We start from the raw sequence: 24,778 nt of genomic DNA on the forward strand, positions 1-24,778 counted from the left end.
CCACTCCCCGTCCCGTCACGGCCGTGACCCCGGTCACCGCACCCCCGTGTGCACAGCCACTCCTCAGCCCACTCGGCGCGGCCGGTAAAGTGGCGGCGTCGTCATCACACCCGTACGGGGGGAAGCCGGTGCAATTCCGGCGCTGACCCTCCCCCAACTCTCGGCTTCGCTCGAGCCGGGGGCACCCCCATCCGTGAATCGTTCGTCATCGAACGGTGAGCCGGAACGCCCCGGGCGGGACGTTGACCGGCTCGCGTGCGTCGGCGGTCCGCCGCGCACGGCACCGTCGAGGTTTACGGAGCCGAGCCGCCCGGGGGGTCTCCCGTGCGCTGCCCGGCTCCCCGCAGGAGAGGCAGTCGCCGACCATGAACGTCCGCCGCAGTGCCGCGGCTCTCGCCGCCATAGGCGTGCTGGCCGCCGCCGCGCCCGCCACGGCCGCCGGGCAGTCCCCGTCCCCCTCTCCCAAGGTCGCGATCCCGTCCGGGCTGTACGGAAAGTCCGACCCGACCTACGACGGCGTGTGGCGCCAGTCGCTGACGCTCATCGCCCAGCGGACCCTCGGCTACCGGCCGGCGGCGAAGGCCGTGGACTGGCTCAGCGGCCAGCAGTGCGCGAGCGGCGCCTTCCCGGCGTTCCGCGCCGCCCCCGCCAAGGCCTGCGACGCCAAGGTCATGGTGGACACCAACAACACGGCCGCCGCGGTCCAGGCCCTGAAGGCGGTCGGTGGGCACGACGACGCCGTCGGCAAGGCGGTGGCCTGGCTGAAGTCCGTGCAGAACAAGGACGGCGGCTGGGGCTATGCGCCGGGCGGGGCCAGCGACACCAACTCCACCTCCGTCGTCATCGGCGCGCTCGCGGCAGCGGGGACGGATCCGGCGAGCGTCGGCAAGGCGGGCAAGTCCCCCTACGACCTCCTCGCCGCCCTGTCCCTCCCCTGCGACCAGGACGGCGGCGGCGCCCTCGCCTTCCAGCCGGACAAGAAGGGCAAGCCGGCCGCCAACGCGGACGCCACGGCGGCCGGGGTGCTCGGCGCCCTCGGCAAGGGGTTCGTGACCCAGGCCGGCAAGGCGCCCGCGCAGAACGCGTGCGTCAAGGCGGGCCGTCCCACCCCGGCCCAGGTCGCGGACAACGCCGGCGCCTATCTGGCCGCGGCCGTCGGCACGACCGGGCACCTGCAGTCCGCGCTGCCCGGCGCCAAGGACCAGCCGGACTTCGGCAACACCGCGGACACGGTCGTCGCCCTCGCCGCGGACGGCCGGACCGAGCAGGCCAAGAAGGCGTACGGCTGGCTGGAGAAGAACGCGGGGCAGTGGGCGGTGCAGAGCGGTCCGGCGGCGTACGCCCAGCTGATCCTCGCCGCGCACGCGATCGGCGCCCAGCCCGGTGACTTCGGCGGCACCAGCCTCGTCCGGTCCCTCAACGAGCTCGGCCCGGCACCGGCGATGGACTCCGGCGCGCACGAGACGAAGAAGGCCGAGAAGTCCGACAGCGGGTCGAGCCTCGGCGTCTGGTGGTTCGCCGGCGTCTGCCTCGTCGCGGGCATCGGCATCGGTTTCCTGCTCAGCGGCCGGAAGAAGCGGCAGCCGTGAGGCCCGTCCGCCGCGCCACGAGCCTGCTGTGCGCCGCGCTCGTCCTGCTCGCCGGGGCGGGCCAGGCGCACGCCACCGGTTACCGCTACTGGTCCTTCTGGGAGCGGTCGGGCGGACGCTGGACGTATGCCACGCAGGGCCCGTCGACCGCCCGTCCCGACGACGGCGCCGTGGAGGGCTTCCGCTTCGCGGTGAGCGCGGACTCGGCGGACGCGAGCCGGCCCCGCGGGGCGGCGGACTTCGGCACGATCTGCTCGGGTACCCCGGCCACGTCCGGTACGAAGCGGGTGGCTCTCGTCCTCGACTTCGGCACGCCCGCGGATGCGCCCTCCGGCGAGACACCGCCGGCCCGCCGTACGGAGTGCGCCCGCGTGTCCCCCGACGCGACGACCGCCGACGCCCTGGCGGCCGTCGCCCCGCCCCTGCGCTACGACACCAACGCCCTGCTGTGCGCGATCGCCGGGTATCCGAAGAAGGGGTGCGGGGAGCAGGTCTCGGCGGGCGGCACGTCAAACGCGGCCCAGCCGAAGCACGGCTCGGACAGCGGGCCGTCCCTGGGATTGCCGATCGGCGTGGCGGTGGTCGTCCTCCTGGGAGGCGCGGCGGTGTGGCAGTTCCGACGGCGACGCGATGACTCCGTCTGACTGCGGGCCGGTGGGGGCTGTTCGTGCAGTTCCTCGCGGTGCTGTCCACCCCGGTGCCTGGTGGCTCTGGGCGTCGAGTCTCGGTACCGCCGCCACCCGCACCACCAACCCCCTCCTCCTCGCCCTGCTCATGTCCGCCTCCGCCTACGTCGTGGCGACGCACCGCGGCACCGCCGGCGCCCCCACCGCGCACGCCTACACGGCCTTCGCCAGACTCGCCCTCGCCGTGCTCCTCGTCCGCGTCGTCTTCGCGGTGGCGCTGGGCTCCCCCATCCCCGGCACCCACACCCTGGTGACGCTCCCCGAGGTCCCCCTCCCCCACTGGGCACAGGGCATCCGTCTGGGCGGAAAGGTCACGGCGGAGGCGCTCGTCTTCGCCGCCTACGACGGGCTGAAGCTGGCCGCCCTCCTGATCTGCGTCGGCGCGGCGAACGCGCTCGCCGGCCCCACCCGCCTGCTCAAGTCCCTCCCCGGCGCCCTGTACGAGACCGGCGTCGCCGTCGTCGTCGCCCTCACCTTCGCCCCGCACCTCATCGCCGACGTCCAGCGCCTGCGCGCCGCCCGCCGCCTGCGCGGCCGCCCGGACCGGGGGCTGCGCGGCCTGCTCCAGGTCGGACTGCCGGTGCTGGAGGGCGCGTTGGAGCGCTCGGTCGCCCTCGCCGCCGCGATGGAGGCCCGCGGCTACGGCCGTACCGTCGAGGTCCCCGCCCGTATCCGCCGTACGACGGCCGCGCTCACCCTCGGCGGACTGCTCGGCGTGTGCGCGGGAACGTACGGGCTGCTCACCGCGGAGGGCGGCACGTACGGCGTCCCGCTGCTGCTCGCCGGTGTCGTCGCCGCCCTCGCGGGGCTGCGGCTCGGCGGCCGGCGTTCGCCGCGCACCCGGTACCGCCCGGACCCGTGGGACGTACGGGCCTGGCTGGTCACCGGCTCGGGCGTCGCGGTCGCCGCGCTGATCGGCCTGGCCTCCGCCCGCGACCCGGAGGAACTGCACCCGGGCGTCGTGCCCCTCGTGGCCCCCACTCTCCCGCTGTGGCCCGCCGCGGCGGTCCTCCTCGCCCTCCTGCCCGCCTTCGTCGTGCCCAAGGTCCACAAGGAGCCGTCGTGATCCGCTTCGAGGATGTCAGCGTGACGTACGACGGTGCGGCCGAACCCGCCGTCCAGGGCGTCGGCTTCGAGGTGCCGGAGGGCGAACTCGTGCTGCTCGTCGGCCCGTCCGGGGTCGGCAAGTCGACCGTGCTCGGCGCGGTGAGCGGTCTCGTGCCGCACTTCACCGGCGGCACCCTGCGCGGCCGCGTCACGGTGGCGGGCCGGGACACCCGTACCCACAAGCCGCGCGAACTCGCCGACGTGGTCGGCACGGTGGGCCAGGACCCGCTCGCCCACTTCGTGACCGACACCGTGGAGGAGGAACTCGCCTACGGCATGGAGTCGTTGGGCCTCGCCCCGGAGGTCATGCGGCGCCGGGTCGAGGAGACCCTGGACCTGCTGGGGCTGGCCGGACTGCGCGACCGCCCGATCGCCACCCTCTCCGGTGGCCAGCGGCAGCGGGTCGCGATCGGCTCGGTCCTCACCCCGCACCCCCGGGTGCTGGTCCTGGACGAGCCGACCTCGGCCCTGGACCCGGCCGCGGCGGAGGAGGTCCTGGCGGTGCTCCAGCGCCTGGTGCACGACCTCGGCACGACGATCCTGATGGCCGAGCACCGCCTGGAGCGCGTGATCCACTACGCCGACCGAGCCGTCCTCCTGCCCGGTCGCGGCGAAGCCCCGGTCGTCGGCTCCCTGCCCGAGGTGATGGCGGTGTCCCCGGTGTACCCGCCGGTGGTCGGTCTGGGCCGCCTGGCGGGCTGGTCCCCGCTCCCCCTGACCGTCCGGGACGCCCGCCGTCGGGCCGCCGGCCTGAGGGAACGCCTGGCCGCGTCCGCGCCTGCGAGTGCGTCGGGGCTGGTCGCTCCCCCGAGTTCTCGGCTTCGCTCGAACCCGGGGGGACCCCCATCGCGGCGGAGCCGCATACCGACACGGCCCGCGCCCCCCGTAGCCGGGGACAGCCCTGGCACAGGGCGCCGTCTCCGGTTCCGTCGCCGCCCCGCCTCCCCCACCCCACCACCCCACCACCCGCACATCGCCGAGGTCCGCTCCCTCTCCGTGCGCCGAGCCCGCGTCGACGCCCTCCGGCACATCGACCTCACCGTCGCCCCCGGCGAGACCATCGCGCTCATGGGCCGCAACGGTGCCGGCAAGTCCACCCTCCTCGCCTCGCTCGTCGGCCTGGTGGTGCCCAGTGCGGGAAGCGTGCAGGTCGGCGGGGCCGAACCCCGCCGCACCGCACCCCCCGACCTCGTACGCCGCGTCGGTCTGGTCCCCCAGGAGCCGCGGGACCTGCTCTACGCCGACACGGTCGCCGACGAGTGCGCGGCGGCCGACCGGGACGCGGGGGCCGAGCCGGGGACCTGCCGGGCGCTGGTGTCGGAGCTGCTGCCGGGGATCACGGACGACACCCACCCCCGCGATCTGTCCGAGGGGCAGTGTCTGGCGCTCGCCCTGGCCGTCGTACTGACCGCCCGCCCGCCCCTCCTCCTGCTCGACGAGCCGACCCGCGGCCTGGACTACGCGGCCAAGGCCCGCCTGGTGACCGTACTGCGCGGCCTCGCCGCCGAGGGGCACGCGATCATGCTGGCCACGCATGACGTGGAGCTGGCGGCCGAGCTCGCGCACCGGGTGGTGCTGCTGGCCGAGGGGGAGGTCATAGCCGACGGGCCGACGGCGCAGATCGTCGTCTCCTCGCCGTCCTTCGCCCCGCAGGTGACGAAGATCCTCGCCCCGCAGCAGTGGCTCACCGTCGCCGAAGTACGCAAGGCCCTCGCATGAGGCCCCCGAGCACCGCGCCGCTGCACGCCGTCCGTCTCCGCCCCCGCTCGCTCGCCGCGCTGGCCCTGGTCGGCGCGGTCGGTGTGGTCGCCTTCGGCTGGCCCTTCCTCGCTCCGCCCGCCTCGCAGCTGAGCGCCCACGCCCAGGACGCGCCCTGGCTCTTCGCGGGCCTCCTCATCCTGCTGGTCGCGGTCGTGGCGGCGACGATCTCGGAGTCGGATCTCGGGCCGAAGGCCGTGGCCATGCTGGGCGTGCTGGCCGCGACGGGGGCCGCGCTGCGTCCCATCGGCGCGGGTACGGCGGGGATCGAGCCGATGTTCTTCCTGATGGTGCTCAGCGGGCGGGTGCTGGGACCGGGCTTCGGCTTCACGCTGGGCTCGGTCACGATGTTCGCGTCCGCCCTGCTCACGGGCGGGGTCGGGCCGTGGCTGCCGTTCCAGATGCTGTCGATGGGCTGGTTCACGATGGGCGCCGGGCTGCTCCCGGGCCCGGTCCGGCTGCGTGGCCGGGCCGAACTGCTGCTCCTCGCGGTCTACGGCTTCCTCGCCGCGTTCGCCTACGGCACGGTCATGAACCTGGCCGGCTGGCCGTTCATGGGCGGCGCCGCCTCGAACATCTCCTTCGACGCCCATGCCTCCGTCCCCGCCAACCTGGCCCGTTTCGTGGCCTACTGCCTGGCCACCTCGCTCGGCTGGGACCTGGGCCGGGCCCTGTGCACGGTGGTGCTGACCCTCGTCCTCGGCCCGGCCGTGCTGCGCGCGCTGCGCCGGGCCACGCGGCGGGCCGCCTTCGAGACCGCGGTCACATTCGACGGCCCCGGCGCGTGACGGGCGGCACAGCGAACGGTGCCGCTGGGTGAGGCGCCGTGTGCGGCTGGTGAGGGAGACGGTGAAGCACCCCACATGACGCACGTCACCTACGATGCGGGGCCGTAGTCCTGAATGTCCGATATGCCCTTTCAGGCACCCCTACTGACCTGCGCTTTGCGATCCACGTCACAGAGTCGACCTTTGCCTCTCATCCGGCCACAACTAGTAAAAGGGGTCATTGCGGACGGCTTTCCGGGCTGCTTCTCTGGACGACGTCGCCAGGCGCCACGAGCCCCCCGGGTCGCGGCGCCGACGCATGAGGCCACATCGCGTGGTCCTTCCACTGCGGGCGATCCCCTGTCCCCGACGCAAGAGGTACTCCGTGTCCGTCTCCTTCATCCGCCGCATCGCTTCCCCGAAGAAGGCCCTCACCATCGCCGCCGTGGCCGCCGCCACCGCCGGCATGGCTCTGAGCGCGGCGCCCGCCCAGGCCGCCCCCAGCTCGGCCTCCTCCGCCCAGGCGATCGCGCACAAGATGATCCCGGACGCCGCGCAGTTCAACGCGTTCAACAAGATCGTCTCGCACGAGAGCGGCTGGAACCCGAGCGCCACCAACAGCTCCTCCGGCGCCTACGGCCTGGTCCAGGCCCTGCCGGGCTCCAAGATGTCCTCCGCCGGTTCCGACTGGAAGACCAACCCGGCCACCCAGATCAAGTGGGGTCTGGACTACATGAAGTCCCGCTACGGCAGCCCGGCGAAGGCCTGGAGCTTCTGGCAGGCCAACGGCTGGTACTGAGCCACTCGGTAGCCGCCCCCCAGCACACGCGCGCACCCTCGCCCCTCGACGGGCGGGGGTGCGCGCGCATGTCCGGCCCCCGCCGCCGGACACGTGCTGAAGTGGTCGCATGACGACAGCGCGCACACCGGCACCGGACCCCGAGGCGCGCGGGCTGCGGCTCGTGCTCGTGCTGCTGGTCCTGACCGTGGTGAGCGGTCTGATCGACGCCGTCAGCTATCTGGGCCTGGGCCGGGTCTTCACGGCCAACATGACCGGCAACGTCGTCGTCCTCGGCTTCGCGGCGGCCGGCGCGCCCGGCTTCTCCGTGCCGCACACGGCGACCTCGCTGGGGTGTTTCCTGCTGGGCGCGGTGACCGGCGGCCGGCTGGCGGCCCGCGTCGGCAAGGGGTCGCGCCTCACCTGGACCCGCCTCACCCTCACCGCCGAGGCGGTCCTGGTGGCCCTGTCGGCGGCGGTCGCCTTCGCCTGGCCGCACGCCACCGGCACGGTCTACGCCCTGATCGCCCTCACGGGGTACGCGATGGGCCTGCGCAACGCGACGGTCCGCAAGCTGGGCGTCGCCGACCTGACGACCACCGTGCTGACCATGACCCTGACCGGCCTGGCCTCCGAGTCCCGCCTCGGCGACGCCACCGGCCACCGCTCACCGCGCCGCACGGCCTCGGTGATCGCCATGCTCGCCGGTGCCTGCCTGGGCGCGTGGCTGGTCCTGCACCACGGTCTCGCCCTTCCGCTGCTGCTCGCGGCGGTGGCGTCGGGCGTGCTGGCGGTGGTGGCGTCCGGCCGGGAGTGACCCCGCCGACCTGTGACTTCGCCGACCTCGGGGGAGGCAGGAACGGGGCGTTGGGGTAGGGGTGCTCCTGCCTCCCTCGGGGTGGGCCGACCCACGCGGGTTCAGCCGGTGGTGACCTGGAGTTCCTTGACGCCGTTGATCCAGGCCGAGCGCAGCCGGCGGGGCTCGTCGGCGGACCGCAGGCCGGGCATCGCGTCGGCGATCGCGTTGAAGATCAGGTCGATCTCCAGGATCGCCAGGGACTTGCCGAGGCAGTAGTGCGGGCCGCCCCCGCCGAAGCCGAGGTGGGGATTGGGGTCACGGGTGATGTCGAAGGCGTCGGGGTCGGTGAAGACCTCGGGGTCGTGGTTGGCGGAGGCGTAGAACAGCCCGACCCGGTCGCCCTTCCCGATCCGGGCCCCGCCCAGCTCGATGTCCTGGGTGGCCGTCCGCTGGAAGGCGTTGACCGGGGTCGCCCAGCGCACGATCTCCTCGGCCGTCGTGTCCGGCCGCTCCCGCTTGAACAGCTCCCACTGCCCGGGATGGGTCAGGAACGCGTGCATCCCGTGGGTGATGGCGTTGCGGGTGGTCTCGTTCCCGGCCACCGCCAGCATCAGCACGAAGAAGCCGAACTCGTCGGAGTTCAGGTTGCCCTCGTCCTCCGCCGCGACGAGGGTCGTGACGATGTCGTGGGCGGGGCACTGCTTGCGCTCGGCGGCCATGTTCATGGCGTAGGCGATGATCTCGGCGGCCGACTGGGCGCCGACCTCCTCGGTGATGGCGTACTCGGGATCGTCGTAGGCGATCATCTTGTTGGACCAGTCGAAGATCTTGGACCGGTCCTCCTGGGGTACGCCGATCAGCTCGGCGATGGCCTGCAGGGGCAGTTCGCAGGCGACCTCGGTGACGAAGTCGAAGGGCCCGGAGCGCGCGCGGGCACTCGCGACGATCGCCTCCGCACGCGCCCGGAGCCGCTCCTCCAGGGCGCGGATGGAACGTGGCGTGAAGCCACGCTGCACGATCTGCCGCACCCGCGTATGTTCCGGAGGATCCATGTTGAGCAGGATCAGCCGCTGTGCGTCGATCGCGTCGCGCTCGATGTGCTCGTTGAAGCGGATGATCGCTGTGTTGACGGTGGAGGAGAAGAGCTCCGGGTGCGTGGAGACGTACCGGACGTCCGCGTGCCGGGTCACGGCCCAGTAGCCGTCGTCGGCGAAGCCCGCGCGGCCGTGCGGCTGCGGGATCCAGCGGACCGGCTCGGTGCGGCGCAGCTCGGCGAACTCCGGGAGGGGCACACGGTGGTGCAGCAGGTCGGGGTCGGTGAAGTCGAACCCGTCGGGCAGCGCGGGGCAGTGCATCGGCGACTCCCGTCGTCCGGTCTCAGTCCGTTCTGACGGCCCATCAGCGGGTGCCGTGAAGGTAGTAACGGGTTCTACAAGTCGCAAGGGGTACGGCAGCCCCAATCCGTGCGGAATTCGTGCAGATCACCAGTCCGGCACCTGCAAGACTCTTGCGGTGATGGACATCACGTCAGCAGACTGCTGGGCAGAACTAGAACGCGTACCAGTTCTGGAGGAGAGCCCTCTCGGAGAGGACCCGCACCCATGGCCGCCGAACCCGTGATCGTCGAAGCCGTACGCACCCCGATCGGCAAGCGCGGCGGCGCGCTCGCCAACCTGCACCCCGCCTATCTCCTGGGCGAGACCTACCGTGAACTCCTCGGCCGCACCGGCATCCCCGCCGACGCGGTCGAGCAGATCGTCGGCGGCACGGTCACCCACGCCGGCGAACAGTCCATGAACCCCGCGCGCACGGCCTGGCTGACGATGGGGCTGCCGTACGAGACGGCGGCGACGACGGTCGACTGCCAGTGCGGCTCCTCCCAGCAGGCCTCGCACATGGTGGCCAACATGATCGCCGGGGGCGTGATCGACGTCGGGATCAGCTGCGGGGTCGAGGCGATGAGCCGGGTCCCGCTGGGATCGGGGTCGAAGCACGGCCCCGGCAAGCCGTTCCCGGACGAGTGGAACGTGGACCTGCCGAACCAGTTCGAGGCGGCCGAACGCATCGCGCGGCACCGGGGGTTGAGCAGGGAGGACGTGGACAAGCTGGGCCTGCTCTCCCAGGAGCGGGCGGCCCTCGCCTGGGCCGAGGAACGCTTCAAGCGCGAGACCTTCGCCGTGCAGGTTCCGACCACCGAGGAGGAGCAGTACGCAGGTCAGGGCATGTGGCGCCTGGTCGACAAGGACGAGGGGCTGCGCGACACGTCCATGGAGGCGCTGGCCGGCCTGAAGCCGGTGATGCCGACGGCCGTCCACACGGCGGGCAACTCGTCGCAGATCTCGGACGGGGCGGCGGCCATCATGTGGGCGTCGAAGCGGATGGCCAGGGCGCTGAAGCTGAGGCCCCGGGCGCGGATCGTCGCCCAGGCGCTGGTGGGCGCCGACCCGCACTTCCACCTCGACGGCCCGATCGACGCGACGCGCGCGGTGCTGGGCAAGGCCGGGATGTCCCTGAAGGACATCGACCTGGTCGAGATCAACGAGGCGTTCGCGTCGGTGGTGTTGAGCTGGGCGCAGGTCTTCGAACAGGACCTGGACAAGGTCAACGTCAACGGCGGTGCGATTGCCCTGGGTCACCCGGTGGGGGCGACGGGCGCCCGCCTGATCACCACCGCCCTGCACGAACTGGAGCGCGTGGACAAGGAGTTCGCGCTGATCACCATGTGCGCGGGCGGTGGGCTGGCCACCGGGACGATCATTCAGCGGTTGTAGAGGCCACGTTCACGAAGGCGGTGAAGCCGGCGGGGTCGAGGGTGAGGACCGGTCCCGCCGGGTCAGGTGCATCCAGGCCGGTGTCGCGCGCAGCGCGATGCTTCTGCCGGCCATCTGCGCAAGCGACTTCGCGCGGGCGACGAAGAGGTCCGGGTCGTCCATCCGGGCGGTCACCGCGGGGGGATAGATCTCGGCGTCGACATGGCGGGGGAAGGCGTCACGCAGGGCGGTCAGGACGTTCGTCCGATCGGGTTCGGGAAGGTCCCCGACGAACACATGGCCCGATGCCGCGCCCGCGGTGACATCGCGCCGGACCTGAGCGTCCGTCACGTGACGGAGGATGAACGCGGCCACGTCGTCGAAGAGGCCGGAGGTGGCGAACCAGTCGAGGTTCTCTCCCGATCCGCCCGAGGGCAACGACACGAGCTTCGTCACGGCTGCCCTTCCGTCACGGCGAGCGGCGGGCGCGCGACCTCCTGGCCGGGGGACTCCCGGCGTGCCGCCGCTGCCGTGGCGATCCGGGCCCGCGGGCCCTGGAACACGTACGACAGCCCGAAGCCGGCGCTCACCACCGCCGCGCCGCCCACCGCGTCCAGCACCCAGTGGTTGCCGGTGGCGACGATGGCCGAGACGGTGAAGAGGGGGTGCAGGAGGCCGAGGGCCTTCATCCACCACTTCGGGGCGATGATCGCGATGACCAGGCCGCACCACAGGGCCCAGCCGAAGTGCAGCGAGGGCATCGCCGCGTACTGGTTGGTGAGCGCGGTGAGGGTGCCGTAGTCGGGCTTGGAGAAGTCCTGGACGCCGTGGACGGTGTCGATCACGCCGAGACCCGGCATCAGGCGCGGCGGGGCCAGCGGGAAGAGCCAGAAGCCGATCAGGGCGAGGAAGGTGGCGAACCCGAGGGAGGCGCGGGCCCAGCGGTAGTCGACGGGGCGGCGCCAGTAGAGGACGGCGAGGATCGTCAGGGGCGCGATGAAGTGGAAGGACTCGTAGTAGAAGTTGAAGAAGTCCCGCAGCCATTCGATCTTCACGACGGCGTGGTTGGCCCGGTGCTCGATGTCTATGTGCAGGACACGCTCTGTGTCGAGGACGATGTGGCCGTGGTGCTCGGCGCGGGCCCGGCCGCCGGAGACGGTGCCGCCGGTCGCGGCGAGCCGCACCTGCGAGTAGGCGGCGTAGACGACCCGGATGAGCAGCAGCTCCAGGAGGAGGTTCGGGCGGCTGAGGACGCGGCGGAGGAAGGGGAGCAGGGGGATGTGGCGGAAGCGGGCCGGGACCGGTGGGGCGTACTCCGCCGGGATCGGGATCTGGTAGTGGGGGGACGTCCGGGACAGGAACGGTACGGCCGTGGCGGCGGCCAGCGCCGCGAGCAGGACGAGGTTGTCGCGCAGCGGGTGCATCACCGCCATGTTCGGCAGCATCATCTTGGCCGGCAGGGTGGTCACCAGGATCATGGCGACGGGCCATACGTAGCGGTCGGAGGCCCGCCTGCCGACCCGGCCGACCATCGCGAGCAGCACCCACAGCACCTGGTGCTGCCAGGCGGTGGGAGACACCGCGACGACGGCGCAGCCGGTGACGGCCACGGCGAGCAGCAGCTGGCCGTCGTGCGCGTAGCGGACGGCGCGGCGCAGGGCGAGCGCGGCGACGGCGGCGCTCAGCACCAGGAAGAGGCCGATCTCCAGCGGGCCGCTCACGCCCAGGCGGAGCAGGGCGCCGTGCAGGGACTGGTTGCCGAGAGCGTCGGCCTTGCCGCCGAGGCCCGTCCCGGCCATGTGGTGCACCCAGTACGTGTACGAGTCGTGCGGCAGCGCCGCCCAGGCGAGCGCGGTGCAGGCGGCGAAGGTGCCGGCCGTGGCGGCGGTGGCCCGGCGGCGGCCGGTGAACCACAGCAGCGGGGCGAACAGCAGCATGGTCGGCTGCAGAGCGGCGGCCAGGCCTATGCACACCCCGCTCCCGCGTTCGCCGCGTACGGTGAAGCAGCCGAGCAGGACGAGCAGGACCGGGATGATGCTGGTCTGGCCCAGCCACAGGGCGTTGCGTACCGGCAGCGACAGCATGAGCAGGCTGATCGCGATCGGCGCGGCCAGCAGGGAGGTGCGGCGGCCGACCGGCTGGGGCAGCGCGCGGGCCGCCACCAGACCGAGCGCGACGACCAGCAGCAGGGTGCCGAAGGTCCAGCCCCAGCCGAGCGCGGCTTGAGCGGAGCGCGTGAGGGGTTTGAGGACCAGACCGCCGAGGGGCGTGCCGGTGAACCGGGTCGAGTCGTAGATCGAGCCGTTCACATGCAGCACGCCGTGGGGGCCGACCCAGGTCTCCAGGTCGGTCAGCCGCTCGCCGCTCGGCGTGGTGAGGACGACGGTCAGCTGCCGTATCGCCAGGATCGCGGCGACCGCCCACAGGGCGAGCCGCGCCGCGCGCAGCCTCGCCTCGGCCGGGGCCCTGCCGAAGGTGTCCACTGGTCGCCCGCTGTGCTCCACGTTCGCCACGCCTCGTCGGCCTCCCGCCCCGTTCGGTCCCGGCGCCGGTCACGCCGCCGGATTCCTCTGAGAACCCTATGAGGGTCCCAACCCCCCGGAGAAGGACGCGGGAAACCAACGCTTCACCTGACGTCCGTTCTCCTTTTGTCCGGAAGACGATAGACGGGGGCATGGGCGGTTGCCCGGCCGGGGCGCGAGAAGGATCACAGCGCGGGACCGGAATGGCTGGACCTGAGTGGGCAGACGTACCTGCGTATGCATCGTTTGGGTGCAGTATGCAGCTAACCGCATACGTGACGTAAAGTGCCCAAGTCCGCCTATGGTCACTTTTCGGCCCGAATTCCGGCAGTGTCGCCGTGCGGACCGCGTTCCTGTCCCCGTCGAAAGGTAGGCGAGCCCCGTTTTGGCGACCGCCACAGCCGTCTCCCCGTCCCTCGTGAAGACCCGGCGGGCCTCCACGGCCCGTGACCTCACCGTCACCGACCCCGCGCTCGTCAGGCGCGCCGTGAAGGCGGCCGCGCTCGGCAACGCGATGGAGTGGTTCGACTTCGGTGTCTACAGCTACATCGCGGTCACCCTGGGCAAGGTCTTCTTCCCGTCCGGCAACCCGACCGCGCAGCTGCTGTCGACCTTCGGCGCCTTCGCGGCGGCCTTCCTGGTCCGGCCGCTCGGTGGCATGGTCTTCGGTCCGCTGGGCGACCGCGTGGGCCGTCAGAAGGTGCTCGCCGTCACGATGATCATGATGGCGGCGGGCACGTTCGCGATCGGCCTGATCCCGTCGTACGCCTCGATCGGCGTGGGCGCGCCGCTGCTCCTGCTGGCCGCCCGGCTGGTGCAGGGCTTCTCGACCGGCGGCGAGTACGCCGGTGCCTCCACCTTCATCGCCGAGTACGCCCCCGACAAGAGGCGCGGCTTCTTCGGCAGCTGGCTGGAGTTCGGCACGCTGGCGGGCTACATCGGCGGCGCGGGTCTGGTCACCCTGATGACCGCGCTGCTGTCCTCGCACGATCTGGTGTCGTGGGGCTGGCGCATCCCGTTCCTCATCGCCGGTCCGATGGGCATCATCGGCCTGTATCTGCGGATGCGGCTCGAGGAGACCCCGGCGTTCGCGGCCGAGGTGGAGAAGGCGGAGGCCGCGCGGCCGAAGGTGCCGCTGCGCGAGATGGTGGCCGGCCAGTGGAAGGCGCTGCTGCTGTGCATGGGCCTGGTGCTGGTCTTCAACGTCACCGACTACATGCTGCTGTCGTACATGCCGAGCTACCTCACCAGTGAGCTGAAGTACGACGAGACGCACGGGCTGCTGGTCGTGCTGGGCGTGATGGCCCTGATGATGGTCGTCCAGCCGTTCGCGGGCGCGCTGACCGACCGGGTCGGCCGCCGCCCGGTGATCGCGGCGGGCTGCGCGGGCTTCCTGTTCCTCTCCGTCCCGGCCCTGCTGCTGATCCGCCAGGGCAGCCTGCTCGCCGTCGCGCTGGGCATGGGCGCGCTGGGTCTGCTGCTGGTCTGCTTCACGGCGGCCATGCCGGCCGCGCTGCCCGCTCTCTTCCCGACGCGGGTGCGGTACGGGTCCCTGTCCATCGGGTTCAACGTGTCGGTGTCGCTGTTCGGCGGGACGACTCCGCTGGTGGTCACGGCGCTGATCGGGGCGACCGGGAACATGATGATGCCCGCGTACTACATGATGGCGGCGGCTGTCGTGGGCGGGTTCGCGGTGTGGCGGATGTCGGAGTCGGCGGGGCGGCCGTTGCCGGGTTCCGCCCCGGCGGTGGAGCAGCGGTGAGCGCCGCAGGGGCGCGGGGTGTATGCCGGGTGCGGGTGCGTGGGGGCTGATCGCGCAGTTCCCCGCGCCCCCTGGGGAGTTGCGGTCGCCGCACGCCGGACACGCCCGGAACCGATGACAAGGGCAGCACCGTCTGTTGCCCTGTGGAAAACGCCCGCGCTCGCATAGTCGCCCTCGTCCTCGCCCTCCTCGGTATCCAGCTGAGCTGGCTCGTCGCCCCGGCCTACGCCTGCGGCTGCGGGGCGATGGTGCCGGACCCGGCGACGGAGATATCCGTCGCCCAGGAGCAGTCCGTGCTCCGCTGGGACGGCCGCCAGGAGCAGATCGTGATGCGGCTGACGGTGAACGGCGACGCGCGGCACGCCGCCTGGATCATGCCCGTCCCGCACCGGGCGACCGTCCGTCTCGGCGACCCCGCCCTCTTCGACCAGCTCTCCAGGGCCATCCAGCCCGTCCACCGCACCCGGTACCACTTCTGGCCGAAAAACGGCGACTGGCCCCTCCACGGCTACGACAACTCCGCCGGCGCCGCCGCACCACCCGCCGCCGGCGGCGTGGACGTGGTCGGCCGCCAGCGGCTCGGGCCCTTCGACGTGGCCCGGCTGACCGCCACCGACCCGGCCGCCCTCGGCGACTGGCTGCACGCCCACGGCTTCTCCCTGCCCGCCCGCCTGCGGACGGCCCTGCGGCCGTACGTCGACATGCACTGGGAGTACGTGGCCGTCCGCCTCGCCCCGGACACCCGGGACTCCGCCCTGCACGGCGCGCTGGACCCCCTCCACCTCACCTTCTCCGCCGACCGCCCGGTGTACCCGATGCGTCTCTCCCGCCTCGCCCGCACCCCGCAGTCGCTCGGCCTGTACGTCCTCGCCGCCCACCGCATGGAGACCCGCACCACGATCGGCGGCCTCGCGCCCAGCGTGGTCTTCGCGGGCCGGGTCCACGCACACGGCGGGACCCTCGGCGAGCTGGCCGCCGGTACGCCGTACCTGACCGCCCTCACCCAGCGGTTCCCCGAGCCCGACCGCATCTCCGGCGACCACGAGCTGCGCCGGGCCGCCACCGACACCCCGGTGCAGCAGGTGAGCTACGACGACCGGCTGCGCGAGGTCGCCGGGGTCCCGGCCTGGCTGCTCACCGTGGCCGGCGTGCTCCTGACGGTGGCGGCCGCCGGCGTCGTGATCGTCGTACGGCGCTCCCGGCGGCCGGTGAATCCGTCGATGATCACCCCGTCCGCGCCCGTCGGCTGAGACGATGTCAGCGGGAACGGCAGGCACTCGGGAAAGGCAGCAGGAGCATGAGCGACTCCCAGCTCTGGGACGACGTCGATGACTACTTCACCAGCCGACTCGCCCCCGATGACGAGGCGCTGCAGGCGGCCCTGCGGGAGAACGACGCGGCCGGTCTGCCGCACATCGCCGTCTCGGCGGCACAGGGCAAGTTCCTCCAGCTGCTCGCCCAGGTGCAGGGCGCGCGGCACATCCTGGAGATCGGCACACTCGGCGGTTACAGCACGATCTGGCTGGCCCGGGCCCTGCCCGAGGACGGCAGACTGGTGTCGCTGGAGTACAACGCCAGGCACGCGGAGGTGGCCACCCGGAACCTCGCCCGGGCCGGCCTGGACCGGATCGCGGAGGTGCGGGTGGGCCCGGCCCTGGAGTCGCTGCCCAAGCTCGCCGACGAGAACCCGGCCCCGTTCGACCTGGTGTTCATCGACGCCGACAAGGCCAACAACGCGCACTACGTGGAGTGGGCGCTGCGGCTCACCCGCACCGGCAGCCTGATCGTCGTGGACAACGTGGTGCGCGGCGGCCGGGTCGTCGACGAGCGCAGCACCGAGCCCGACGTCGTGGGCACGCGCGCGGCGATCGAGCTGATCGCCACCCATCCGAGGCTGAGCGGCACCGCGATCCAGACGGTCGGCAGCAAGGGGTACGACGGGTTCGCGCTGGCCCGGGTACTGGACTGAGCGGCCCCCGCCCGTCGCCCGGCTGGGGGCTCAGACCTCGTGGTAGAAGCCGACGTTGACGCTGCGCGGCGCGGTGCGGTCCTGGACGACGATCTCGCCGGACCCGCCGTGCGGCAGCGGTACGGTCGCGCCGTAGCCGACGGGCTGCGCGTACTCCCCCACCAGCAGCCGCACTTCGGACGACGGCTCGGCCTGCGAACCGCGCAGCCAGCTCAACTGCCAGCCGCCGTCCGGGGTGCACTGGAACTCCAGGTGCACCCGCGAGACGAACAGCCAGTCCTCGGGGGTGACCAGCCGGCACACGGACGCGTCGCGGCCGACCCGGAGCACGGCGCCCGGCTCGCTCGGCGCCTCGGCCATCGTCATGCCGGCCGTGGCACCCGCGTCGGCCCCGGAGACGGTGGCCATGGTGAGTTCGAGCACGAGCGTTTCCCCCTGTACGACCTTCGTGGTGCGGCGGCCGGATCGAGGTGCCGCCGCCGCATGATAAAACGCCCGGCGGGGCCGCGTCCGGCACAATGGGTTCATGACCGAGCGAAAGCCACCGGGTGTGCCGTTCGAGTCCTGGGCCGACAAGCAGATCCGCGACGCGCAGGGACGGGGTGAGTTCGAGCGGCTGCCGGGCACGGGTGAGCCGTTGCCCGCCGGACTGGACTCCACCTACGACGAACTGTGGTGGGTCAAGCGGAAGATGGTGCGCGAGGGCCTGTCCGTCCTGCCGCCCGCCCTCGCCCTGCGCAAGGAGGCCGAGGACGCGCTCGCGGCGGCCTACGCGGCGCCGTCGGAGCGGATCGCGCGGAAGATCATCGAGGACGTCAACGTCAAGATCAAGGACATGATGTTCAAGCCGCCGCCCGGTCCCCCGCTGGGCAAGAAGCCGTACGACGTCGAGGAGGTCGTGCGCGAGTGGCGGCAGCGCAGGGCTGCCGCCAAGGGGTCGTCAGAGGTGTAGCAGGCGGCCGGCCAGCTCCTGGTAGTCGCGCAGCGCCAGCCTGAGCTGCTCGGTGTCGGTGTCCGAGCCGGATCCGCGGTCCTCGGAGGCCTCCCAGGACCGCCGCAGCGTACGCCGGCGCCGCTCCACAGCCTCTTCGAACCGCCCCGCGATCTCCTCGACCACGTGATCGGCCTGCTCGACCGCGCGCCGGGGCTCGTCCACGAACCCGGCCGCCAGCTGCCGCATCCGCTGCTCCCAGCGGTCGGTCTCGTCGTGGGGCAGCAGGGGCGCGCCGGTGCCGGAGGGAGCGGGCGCCGTCTCACCGACACGGCCGGATGCGGCGCCGCCGGGTGCCGTCGGCCAGGCGTCCGGCGCGGTGGACTCGGTGGTGCGCGCCTCACGCGCGGTCACGTCCCCGGGGGACGGAACCCCCAGCCCGTCGTCGGGCATAGGACTCTCGTAGGCCCCACCGCCCTCGCCGGGCACACGCCTCTCGCCCGGTATGCCGGCGCCGCTCGCCGTACCGCCGTCGATGTCCGCGGGGCCCGGTGGGTGTGGAGGCGTGTCCTCCGGGGTGAGGTCGTCGGCTGTGAGGCCGTCCCTGCCGGGGCCGATCGAGCCGGGGAGGCGGGATGGGGCCCCCGTCGGCGGCGGTTCGCCGGGGAGCCGTTCCTCCGGCAGGGACTCTGTCGGTGTGCGGTGGCCCAGGGGCATGTCCTCCGGGGTCCAGTCCTCGTCCTCGCGGCGGCGGCTCTTGCTGTCCGACATGGTGCTCAACCCTCCTTGGTACGGCTCCTGGAGCGGCTGCCGGTCTCCCCGGAGGGGTGGGTCAGGTCGTCGAAGAGGGCGCGTGCGCCGACGAGCGCCGTCCGCATCTCCTCGGTCCCGGAGCCGGCCTCGGTCAGCCCGTCGCGCGCCCCCGTACGGGCCACCCGGTGCACCTGCCGATAGCCGTCCACGTGGTCGGCGTGGTGCACGGACAGCGCGGCCAGCTGCTCCTCGTAGCGCCCGCCGTCCGGGTAGCCGCGCGCGGCCGCGACGTCCGCGAGGAGCTGGTCGGCCTCGGCCACCGCCTGCCGCGGCGACTCGACGAAGTGTTCCTGCACGGCCGTCCAGCGGGCCGCGTAATGCTCCCGCCCGGCCGGGTCCAGTGGCCGTTCCCGCAGGCCACCGTGGCGTTCGACGCGCTCGGCCAGCTCCCGTTCGGCGGCCCTGGTGTCCCCGTCGTGCAGGGCGACGGTCCGCTCGTACTCGGGTCCGAAGCGCTGCCTCAGGCCGGGCCCGCCGTACCGTCCGCGACCGCGCAGAACCGGGGAGGCGGCCGCGGCGATGATCACGACCACCACGATCACGGCCAGCACGATCATGCCTGTGGACATGGTTGCCTTCCGCTCGGACCGGCCCCACCGGCCGGCTCCCCCTCCGGGTGACCCGGAAGGGGAGCCGCAAACGGTGATCAGTCCGCGAAGCGGCGCAGTCCGGTCACCGACCGGACCGCCGCGATACGCCCGTCCGCCACCTCCAGCAGGTCGATCCCGCTCTTCTGGGTGCCGTCCGGCAGGGTCACGTACCAGCAGCAGGCGGTGCGGCCCGACGCGCCGTCCACCACCGGCGTGCCGTCGACGGTGAAGCGCAGTCCGGGCTTCTCCTCGCGGAAGGCGGAGATCAGCCCGAGGATCCCGGCCGGGCCGTGCACCGCGTCGGTGGTCGCGCCCCGCTCGGGATCGTTGCCGAAACGGATGCGGAAGCCGGGCGCGAGGAACGCCTCCGGGTCGCTGAAGTCGCCGTTCCACAGCGCGGTCCAGCGGTCGAAGAGGGCGATGCCGGTGGCGGGGGTGAGACCGGCGGAGCTCGTCAGGGAGGTCGATGTCGATGTCATGGGCATCAGCCTGCGCCCCGCCCGCGACACCCCCCTGTCGGTGATTGCCGTCACATCACGGTCGCCGCGTCGAGCGGTACGACGTCGGAGCCGAGCGTGTCGAGGGCGGCGAGGTCCACGGCGCGGTGCGGGGCCCGCTCGTCCAGGGCGGTGGCCTCGCGGACCCGGTCCAGCCGGAAGCCGCGCGGGGCGTCGCGCAGCCGGCACCAGCCGGCCAGGTACCAGTGCTCGGTGCCACCGAGGAAGCCGAGCGGTTCCACGTCCCGTCCGGTGATCCGGCCGGCGGCGTCGGCGTACCGCAGCCGCAGCACCCGGCCCGCGGTGAGCGCCTCCCGCAGGGCGGCGGGCACCACGGGTCCGGCGGGCCGCGCCGGGCGGGCGGCCGGGACGAGCAGCCGTACCCGCTCGGTCAGCTCGGCCGCCGCCCTGCGCTCCCGTTCCGGCATCACGGCCAGCACCTTGTGCAGCGCGCTGCGCGCGTCCGCCGCGAACGGGGTCCCGGAGAGCGTGTGCAGCCCGACGGCGAGGGCGGTCGCCTCGGCCGGGGTGATGGTCAGCGGCGGCAGCGTCCGCTCCCTGTCGAGCACATAGCCGCCGCTGCGGCCCGGCTCGGCGTGGATGGGCACCCCGGACTGCTGCAGCGCGGCCAGGTCCCGCTCGATGGTGCGGACGCTGACCTCGAAGCGCCGGGCGAGCGCGCGGGCGCTGCGGGGCCGGGGAGCGGCGGCGCGCAGTTCCTCGACGAGGGCGTAGAGACGGTCGGTGCGGTTCACGGCAGACAGTCTGCGGAAATTCGCTCGTCGGTGCGGGGACGGCCGCCGACAATGGCCGGCATGACGTGGACGATCGCCCCGGAACCGTACGACTCCCCGGTCGCCGCCGCGCTGTGGCGGGCGTACTACACGGAGGTCAGCGACCGCTGGTACCTGCTGCACGAGGGCCGTCGTACCGGCCCCGACGAGTTGGAGCGGGAGATCGCGGCCGCGACGGGATCCGAACTGGCGCCTCCCACCGGGCAGTTGCTCGTCGGCCGGTACGACGGTGAGCCGGCCGGGTCGGCGGGGGTACGGCTGCTGGAGCCGGACACGGCGGAACTGACCCGGGTGTTCGTGTACGAGCAGCTGCGCGGCAGGGGCGGGGCTCCGCTGCTGGTGGCCGCAGCCGAGGAGGCCGCCCGCGCCCTCGGTGCCCGGCGGCTGATCCTGGACACCCGCTCCGACCTGGTCGAGGCGCGCACCCTGTACGCCCGACTCGGCTACACGGAGACCGGTCCGCACAACGACGACGTCTACGCCGAGCACTGGTTCCGCAAGGAGCTGGCGCTCAACTGACCCTGGTGGTCGTCGCGTTGTGCGGTCGCTCGCGCTCGGTGCCGCACAGTTCGCCGGTGAGTTCCCTGACGAGCTGGGTCAGGTCGGTGGAACGGCCGGGCTCCCACCAGTCGCCGAGGAGTTCGGCGAGGGACTCCTCGCGGGCCTTGGCGAGCCGTTCCGCGACCACGCGTCCGGAGGGGGTCAAGTACAGGTCCAGGCCCTGGCGTTCGGCGAGCTGCCGTTCCTCGACCTGGCGGGCGGCGGCGAGGACGGCCTCCAGCGGGACGGGGCTGCGCTCGGCGAGCACGCCCGGCTCGATGGAGCCGTACTTGCGGATGCGCAGCAGCATCCAGCTGGCGGCGGGCAGCAGGTCGTACCCGGCCCGTTCGGTGATCTTCCGGTAGACCTCGCGGCGGCCCTCACGGGTGCCGAGCAGGGACAGGGCGCGGCTGCACTCGTCGTAGGAGGACCGCTCGACCGGGTTGGGCGGGATGGTCTCGGAGGCGTCCGGCGCGGTGACCGAGCCCCGCAGCCGGTCCTCCTTGAGGAACCAGGCCAGCAGGAAGCCGAGGAGGGCGACGGGGGCGGCGTAGAGGAAGACGTCGGTGATGGCGGACGCGTACGCGTGCAGGGCCGCCGGGCGCAGGGCGGGCGGCAGGGCGGCGATGCCGCGCGGGTCGGACTTGAGGGAGTTCGCGGACGCGCCCGGGGGCAGGTGCACGCCCCGGAGGGCGGCGGCGAGCTTGTCGCCGAGGCGGCTCGCGAACACCGTGCCGAAGATCGCCACGCCGAAGGAGGCGCCGATGGAGCGGAAGAAGGTCGCGCCGGAGGTGGCGACGCCCAGGTCCTCGTACGACACCGCGTTCTGCACGATGAGGACGAGCACCTGCATGACCAGGCCGAGGCCGAGGCCGAACACGAAGAAGTAGGCGCTCATCTCGGCGGTGGAGCTGTGTTCGTCGAGCCGGTGCAGGAGGAGCAGGCCGATGGTGGTGACGGCGGTGCCGGTGAGCGGGAACACCTTCCAGCGGCCGGTGCGGCTGACGATCTGCCCGGAGACCGTGGACGACAGCAGCAGGCCGGCGACCATGGGCAGCATGTACACCCCGGACACGGTCGGCGAAACCCGGTGCACGACCTGCAGGAAGGTCGGCAGGTAGGTCATCGCGCCGAACATGGCGAAGCCGACGATGAAGCTGATGACGGCGGCCAGGGTGAAGGTGCGGATGCCGAACAGCTTCAGCGGCAGCACCGGTTCGTCGGCCCGGCGCTCCACGGCGACGAACGCCACGGCCAGCAGGACGCCCAGCACGGCCAGCCCGATGATCTGCGCCGAGCCCCAGGCCCAGGTCGTCCCGCCGAGGGAGGCGACCAGCACCAGGCAGGTGGCGACGGACGCGATCAGGAACGTACCGAGGTAGTCGATGACGTGGTGCGCGGTGCGGCGCGGGATGTGCAGGGCGGTGGCGATCACGGCGAGCGCGACGACGCCGACGGGCAGGTTGACGTAGAACACCCAGCGCCAGCTCAGATGCTCGGTGAACAGCCCGCCGAGCAGCGGGCCCAGCACGCTGGTCGCCCCGAACACGGCCCCGAACAGCCCCTGGTACCGCCCGCGGTCACGCGGCGGCACGATGTCGCCGACGATCGCCATCGACAGCACCATCAGTCCGCCACCGCCCAGGCCCTGCAGCGCCCGGAACCCGATCAGCTCGCCCATGTTCTGCGCCATGCCGCACAGGGCCGAGCCGACGAGGAAGATCACGATGGCGGCCTGGAACAGCCGTTTCCGCCCGTACTGGTCGCCGAGCTTGCCCCACAGCGGGGTCGCGGCGGTCGAGGCCAGCAAGTAGGCGGTGACGACCCACGACAGGTGCTCGAGACCGCCGAGATCGCTGACGATGGTGGGCAGCGCGGTCGAGACGATCGTCTGGTCGAGCGCGGCGAGCAGCAGCCCGAGGAGCAGGGCGCCGATCGAGACCATCACGTTGCCGGAGACGTGCTCGGCGGCCTTGATCTCCTTCTCCGTGCCGTGCGTGTCCAGGGCCATGGAGACCTCCCGGGGCTCGGATGCACCTGACTCCATCGTGGTCGGAGTCACCGTTCATGGCCTGTCGAGTCCCGCGTTTCGGGCGGCGGATGCGAAGAAGTTGCGCATAGTGTCGGTGGTTCGTGAGGGGAGGGGCGAACGCGTGAGTGATTCCGAGGGCCGCAGCTGCCCGGAGTGCGGGGCACCGAGGGGTCCGGACCTGAGCCCGTCCTGCGACTGCACCGAGCGCGCGGCCGAGGCCCTGCGCGAGACGCGCACGGCCGAGGCGGCAGCGGCGGAGGACTTCGACCCGCTGCGGATACGGCCGTATGTGAAGGTCGAGCCCGCCGAGACCACGCTTCCGTTACGCGCGGTGTCGGAGCTCGAGGGGAAGCGCCCCGAAGGGGCACGGGGCCGTGCTTTGATATGCGGCTCCGCCGCGATGGGGGTCCCCCCGGGTTCGAGCGCAGCCGAGAACTTGGGGGAGCGACCAGCCACAGCGGCGCTGCAGCCGAACGACGATCCATCCCAGTCGCAGCACGAGCCACCGTGGCCGAACCGGCGAGGCACCACCGTCCTCCTGTGTGCCGCGGCCGCCGGCACGGCGCTCGCGGCGGCCGGGTTCGCGAGCGGGCTGTTCGCGTATCACGCGCCGTCCCGGGACCGGGCGGCCCAGGAGGTCAGGCAGAGCGTCCCGGAGGTGAGCACACCGGTCCCGGCGTCGCCGCCGGCGCCGTCCTCCCCGGCCCCGTCGCACCGGCCGGTGCCACCGCCCACCGCATCGGCCGGCCCCCCGAGCCCGCCGGCCACACCGTCCACATCGCCGCCCCCGTCCCGGTCCCCGTCCCCGTCTCCGCCCGCCGTCCCGTCCAGCCCGGCCTCCACAACCGCCTCCGCCGCCCCGCGGACCACCCCGGCCGTCGCACCGGTGCTGCACCTCGGCGACCAGGGCCCGGAGGTGACCGAACTCCAGCAGCGGCTACGGCAGTTGAACCTCTACGGCGACCAGATCGACGGCGACTTCACCCGCCCGGTGGAGGACGCCGTACGCACCTACCAACTGGCCCGGGGCGTCCGGGGCGACACCCTGGGGGTGTACGGACCGGCGACCCGGAAGAGCCTGGAGGCGGAGACGCGGGAGCCGTGAGGGGCGGGCGGGAACGCCGCGTCAGCCGATGTGCAGCCGGATCGTCCCGTCGCCCGTCGCCTCGACCCGCACCTGCGTGAGATCCGGCACGACCACGTCAGGTCCGTGCAGAGCGGCGCGGGGCCCGACCCCCACCACCGTCATCCCCGCGGAGCGCCCCGCGGCGATCCCCGCGCCGGAGTCCTCGAAGACGACACAGTCCGCCGGATCCACGCCCAGCTCGGCGGCGCCCTTCAGGAACCCCTCGGGATCGGGCTTGCTCGCGCCCACCGACTCGGCGGTGACGCGGATCTCGGGCAGCGGCAGCCCGGCGGCGTTCATCCGCGCGGTGGACAGCGGGACGTCGGCGGAGGTCACCAGGGCGTGCGGGAGACCGCGCAGGGACGCGAGGAAGGCGCTCGCGCCGGGGATCTCGACCACGCCGTCGGTGTCGGCGGTCTCCTCGGCGAGCATGCGCGCGTTGTCGGCGAGGTTCTGCTCCATGGGCCGGTCGGGCAGCAGTACGGCCATGGAGGCGTGACCCTGCCGGCCGTGGACCACCTTCATCACCTCGTCACCGTCCAGCCCGTGCCGCTCGGCCCAGCGGCGCCAGATGCGCTCGACGACGGCATCCGAGTTGACCAGGGTGCCGTCCATGTCGAGCAGGAGGGCACGGGCGGTGAGGACGGTGGGCGTGGCGGTGGCCGTCATCGGCAGCTCCAGGAACGAAAAAGACCCCGAAGGGAGGGACAAGGCGGCCCCGCCCGCCGGTCAGGGAAAACGGGCGGGAGCCACTTTGTTCCTCCACGGTACAAAACCCGGGGCCGATCCCGCCACCGCATTCCGAGAGGGTTCACCGAGCGTTCAGCTCGGGGGGGGGGCGGCCGGGGCGGTGGCCAGGGCTGGGCTGGGGATTGAACCGCTCCGGGTCTGATGGAGGCTCGATTCCCTGAGAGGATCGAGTCATGGCCCGTCCGTCCCCTTATCCTGCCGAGCTGCGTGAGCGTGCG

General features: G+C 72.8%; 24 protein-coding genes. 14 read left to right on the forward strand and 10 right to left on the reverse strand.

Annotated elements, in window-relative coordinates:
• The first annotated feature begins 365 nt into the window (after positions 1–365).
• The 7 genes from ACWDEN_RS18445 (at position 366) to ACWDEN_RS18475 (ending at position 7,502) form a co-directional block, all read left to right on the forward strand.
• Positions 366–1,589 (forward strand): prenyltransferase/squalene oxidase repeat-containing protein, encoded by a 1,224-nt coding sequence (locus ACWDEN_RS18445; RefSeq protein WP_351604405.1) that lies wholly within the window; start codon positions 366–368, stop codon positions 1,587–1,589.
• Entirely contained in the window at positions 1,586–2,233 is a 648-nt protein-coding gene (locus ACWDEN_RS18450) for an SCO2322 family protein (protein WP_351604403.1), read from the forward strand. Before ACWDEN_RS18445 ends, ACWDEN_RS18450 begins: the two co-directional genes overlap by 4 nt.
• Positions 2,220–3,341 (forward strand): CbiQ family ECF transporter T component, encoded by a 1,122-nt coding sequence (locus ACWDEN_RS18455; protein ID WP_351604402.1) that lies wholly within the window; start codon positions 2,220–2,222, stop codon positions 3,339–3,341. Before ACWDEN_RS18450 ends, ACWDEN_RS18455 begins: the two co-directional genes overlap by 14 nt.
• Complete coding sequence (locus tag ACWDEN_RS18460) at positions 3,338–5,101, forward strand: ABC transporter ATP-binding protein (protein WP_351604400.1); 1,764 nt, start codon at positions 3,338–3,340, stop codon at positions 5,099–5,101. The genes ACWDEN_RS18455 and ACWDEN_RS18460 overlap by 4 nt, the downstream gene beginning before the upstream one ends.
• A complete protein-coding gene (locus ACWDEN_RS18465) occupies positions 5,098–5,928 on the forward strand; it encodes an ECF transporter S component (protein WP_351604398.1) in 831 nt (276 codons plus the stop codon). The genes ACWDEN_RS18460 and ACWDEN_RS18465 overlap by 4 nt, the downstream gene beginning before the upstream one ends.
• A 364-nt stretch (positions 5,929–6,292) precedes the next feature.
• Positions 6,293–6,706: an aggregation-promoting factor C-terminal-like domain-containing protein gene (locus ACWDEN_RS18470; protein ID WP_351604396.1), complete on the forward strand. Its 414-nt coding sequence runs from the start codon at positions 6,293–6,295 to the stop codon at positions 6,704–6,706.
• A 109-nt stretch (positions 6,707–6,815) separates the two neighbouring features.
• Positions 6,816–7,502: a YoaK family protein gene (locus tag ACWDEN_RS18475; protein ID WP_351604394.1), complete on the forward strand. Its 687-nt coding sequence runs from the start codon at positions 6,816–6,818 to the stop codon at positions 7,500–7,502.
• Positions 7,503–7,603: 101 nt separating this feature from the next.
• Here ACWDEN_RS18475 and ACWDEN_RS18480 read toward each other — a convergent pair whose 3' ends face one another.
• Complete coding sequence (locus ACWDEN_RS18480; RefSeq protein ID WP_450859655.1) at positions 7,604–8,839, reverse strand: cytochrome P450; 1,236 nt, start codon at positions 8,837–8,839, stop codon at positions 7,604–7,606.
• Between the two features lie 246 nt (positions 8,840–9,085).
• Between ACWDEN_RS18480 and ACWDEN_RS18485 the strand changes: the two genes are divergently transcribed.
• Positions 9,086–10,255, forward strand: a complete 1,170-nt coding sequence (locus tag ACWDEN_RS18485) for a steroid 3-ketoacyl-CoA thiolase (RefSeq protein WP_351604390.1) — start codon at positions 9,086–9,088, stop codon at positions 10,253–10,255.
• Positions 10,256–10,264: 9 nt separating this feature from the next.
• Here ACWDEN_RS18485 and ACWDEN_RS18490 read toward each other — a convergent pair whose 3' ends face one another.
• The gene (locus ACWDEN_RS18490) at positions 10,265–10,690 is read right to left on the reverse strand and encodes a hypothetical protein (protein ID WP_351604388.1); all 426 of its coding nucleotides are present in this window, start codon (positions 10,688–10,690) and stop codon (positions 10,265–10,267) included.
• The gene (locus ACWDEN_RS18495) at positions 10,687–12,747 is read right to left on the reverse strand and encodes a bifunctional glycosyltransferase 87/phosphatase PAP2 family protein (RefSeq protein WP_351604386.1); all 2,061 of its coding nucleotides are present in this window, start codon (positions 12,745–12,747) and stop codon (positions 10,687–10,689) included. The genes ACWDEN_RS18490 and ACWDEN_RS18495 overlap by 4 nt, the downstream gene beginning before the upstream one ends.
• A gap of 427 nt (positions 12,748–13,174) precedes the next feature.
• Between ACWDEN_RS18495 and proP the strand changes: the two genes are divergently transcribed.
• From proP to ACWDEN_RS18510, 3 genes are all read left to right on the forward strand, one after another.
• The gene (proP, locus tag ACWDEN_RS18500) at positions 13,175–14,518 is read left to right on the forward strand and encodes a glycine betaine/L-proline transporter ProP (RefSeq protein WP_351604559.1); all 1,344 of its coding nucleotides are present in this window, start codon (positions 13,175–13,177) and stop codon (positions 14,516–14,518) included.
• 143 nt (positions 14,519–14,661) lie between these two features.
• Positions 14,662–15,768 carry a DUF2330 domain-containing protein gene (locus ACWDEN_RS18505; RefSeq protein ID WP_351604384.1) on the forward strand — a complete coding sequence of 369 codons (1,107 nt, stop codon included), beginning with the start codon at positions 14,662–14,664 and terminating at the stop codon, positions 15,766–15,768.
• Between the two features lie 47 nt (positions 15,769–15,815).
• Positions 15,816–16,487 (forward strand): O-methyltransferase, encoded by a 672-nt coding sequence (locus tag ACWDEN_RS18510; RefSeq protein WP_351604382.1) that lies wholly within the window; start codon positions 15,816–15,818, stop codon positions 16,485–16,487.
• A 30-nt stretch (positions 16,488–16,517) separates the two neighbouring features.
• Here ACWDEN_RS18510 and ACWDEN_RS18515 read toward each other — a convergent pair whose 3' ends face one another.
• Positions 16,518–16,910, reverse strand: a complete 393-nt coding sequence (locus tag ACWDEN_RS18515) for an FHA domain-containing protein (protein ID WP_351604380.1) — start codon at positions 16,908–16,910, stop codon at positions 16,518–16,520.
• A 103-nt stretch (positions 16,911–17,013) separates the two neighbouring features.
• On the opposite strand from ACWDEN_RS18515, the gene ACWDEN_RS18520 reads away from it, so the two are divergent.
• The gene (locus tag ACWDEN_RS18520) at positions 17,014–17,439 is read left to right on the forward strand and encodes a DnaJ family domain-containing protein (protein ID WP_351604378.1); all 426 of its coding nucleotides are present in this window, start codon (positions 17,014–17,016) and stop codon (positions 17,437–17,439) included.
• Here the strand turns inward: ACWDEN_RS18520 and ACWDEN_RS18525 are convergent.
• From ACWDEN_RS18525 to ACWDEN_RS18540, 4 genes are all read right to left on the reverse strand, one after another.
• Positions 17,428–18,189, reverse strand: coding sequence for a hypothetical protein (locus tag ACWDEN_RS18525; protein WP_351604376.1), 762 nt, complete (start codon positions 18,187–18,189; stop codon positions 17,428–17,430). The two genes, ACWDEN_RS18520 and ACWDEN_RS18525, sit on opposite strands and share 12 nt — an antisense overlap.
• A 5-nt stretch (positions 18,190–18,194) precedes the next feature.
• A complete protein-coding gene (locus ACWDEN_RS18530; protein ID WP_351604374.1) occupies positions 18,195–18,800 on the reverse strand; it encodes a hypothetical protein in 606 nt (201 codons plus the stop codon).
• Positions 18,801–18,877: 77 nt separating this feature from the next.
• On the reverse strand, positions 18,878–19,300 hold the full coding sequence (locus ACWDEN_RS18535; protein ID WP_351604372.1) for a nuclear transport factor 2 family protein: 423 nt from the start codon (positions 19,298–19,300) through the stop codon (positions 18,878–18,880).
• A 50-nt stretch (positions 19,301–19,350) separates the two neighbouring features.
• Complete coding sequence (locus ACWDEN_RS18540) at positions 19,351–20,073, reverse strand: helix-turn-helix transcriptional regulator (RefSeq protein ID WP_351604370.1); 723 nt, start codon at positions 20,071–20,073, stop codon at positions 19,351–19,353.
• Positions 20,074–20,124: 51 nt separating this feature from the next.
• Here ACWDEN_RS18540 and ACWDEN_RS18545 point away from each other — a divergent pair, with 51 nt between their 5' ends.
• On the forward strand, positions 20,125–20,631 hold the full coding sequence (locus ACWDEN_RS18545; RefSeq protein WP_351604369.1) for a GNAT family N-acetyltransferase: 507 nt from the start codon (positions 20,125–20,127) through the stop codon (positions 20,629–20,631).
• Here ACWDEN_RS18545 and ACWDEN_RS18550 read toward each other — a convergent pair.
• A complete protein-coding gene (locus ACWDEN_RS18550; protein ID WP_351604368.1) occupies positions 20,624–22,663 on the reverse strand; it encodes an MDR family MFS transporter in 2,040 nt (679 codons plus the stop codon). The genes ACWDEN_RS18545 and ACWDEN_RS18550 overlap by 8 nt on opposite strands.
• A gap of 142 nt (positions 22,664–22,805) precedes the next feature.
• Here ACWDEN_RS18550 and ACWDEN_RS18555 point away from each other — a divergent pair, with 142 nt between their 5' ends.
• Positions 22,806–23,789 (forward strand): peptidoglycan-binding domain-containing protein, encoded by a 984-nt coding sequence (locus tag ACWDEN_RS18555; protein ID WP_450859656.1) that lies wholly within the window; start codon positions 22,806–22,808, stop codon positions 23,787–23,789.
• 21 nt (positions 23,790–23,810) lie between these two features.
• On the opposite strand, the gene ACWDEN_RS18560 is transcribed toward ACWDEN_RS18555, so the two are convergent.
• A complete protein-coding gene (locus ACWDEN_RS18560; RefSeq protein WP_351604364.1) occupies positions 23,811–24,479 on the reverse strand; it encodes an HAD family hydrolase in 669 nt (222 codons plus the stop codon).
• Positions 24,480–24,778 lie beyond the last annotated feature (299 nt).

This window comes from Streptomyces sp. NPDC001153, assembly GCF_053598315.1.

Coding starts and splice junctions, on each gene's coding strand:
- ACWDEN_RS18465 (WP_351604398.1), top strand. CDS start 5,098: ATGAGGCCCCCGAGCACCGCGCCGCTGCACGCCGTCCGTCTCCGCCCC.
- ACWDEN_RS18520 (WP_351604378.1), top strand. CDS start 17,014: ATGACCGAGCGAAAGCCACCGGGTGTGCCGTTCGAGTCCTGGGCCGAC.
- ACWDEN_RS18475 (WP_351604394.1), top strand. CDS start 6,816: ATGACGACAGCGCGCACACCGGCACCGGACCCCGAGGCGCGCGGGCTG.
- ACWDEN_RS18480 (WP_450859655.1), bottom strand. CDS start 8,839: ATGCACTGCCCCGCGCTGCCCGACGGGTTCGACTTCACCGACCCCGAC.
- ACWDEN_RS18535 (WP_351604372.1), bottom strand. CDS start 19,300: ATGACATCGACATCGACCTCCCTGACGAGCTCCGCCGGTCTCACCCCC.
- ACWDEN_RS18530 (WP_351604374.1), bottom strand. CDS start 18,800: ATGTCCACAGGCATGATCGTGCTGGCCGTGATCGTGGTGGTCGTGATC.
- ACWDEN_RS18510 (WP_351604382.1), top strand. CDS start 15,816: ATGAGCGACTCCCAGCTCTGGGACGACGTCGATGACTACTTCACCAGC.
- ACWDEN_RS18455 (WP_351604402.1), top strand. CDS start 2,220: ATGACTCCGTCTGACTGCGGGCCGGTGGGGGCTGTTCGTGCAGTTCCT.
- ACWDEN_RS18550 (WP_351604368.1), bottom strand. CDS start 22,663: ATGGCCCTGGACACGCACGGCACGGAGAAGGAGATCAAGGCCGCCGAG.
- ACWDEN_RS18485 (WP_351604390.1), top strand. CDS start 9,086: ATGGCCGCCGAACCCGTGATCGTCGAAGCCGTACGCACCCCGATCGGC.
- ACWDEN_RS18560 (WP_351604364.1), bottom strand. CDS start 24,479: ATGACGGCCACCGCCACGCCCACCGTCCTCACCGCCCGTGCCCTCCTG.
- ACWDEN_RS18545 (WP_351604369.1), top strand. CDS start 20,125: ATGGCCGGCATGACGTGGACGATCGCCCCGGAACCGTACGACTCCCCG.
- ACWDEN_RS18525 (WP_351604376.1), bottom strand. CDS start 18,189: ATGTCGGACAGCAAGAGCCGCCGCCGCGAGGACGAGGACTGGACCCCG.
- ACWDEN_RS18445 (WP_351604405.1), top strand. CDS start 366: ATGAACGTCCGCCGCAGTGCCGCGGCTCTCGCCGCCATAGGCGTGCTG.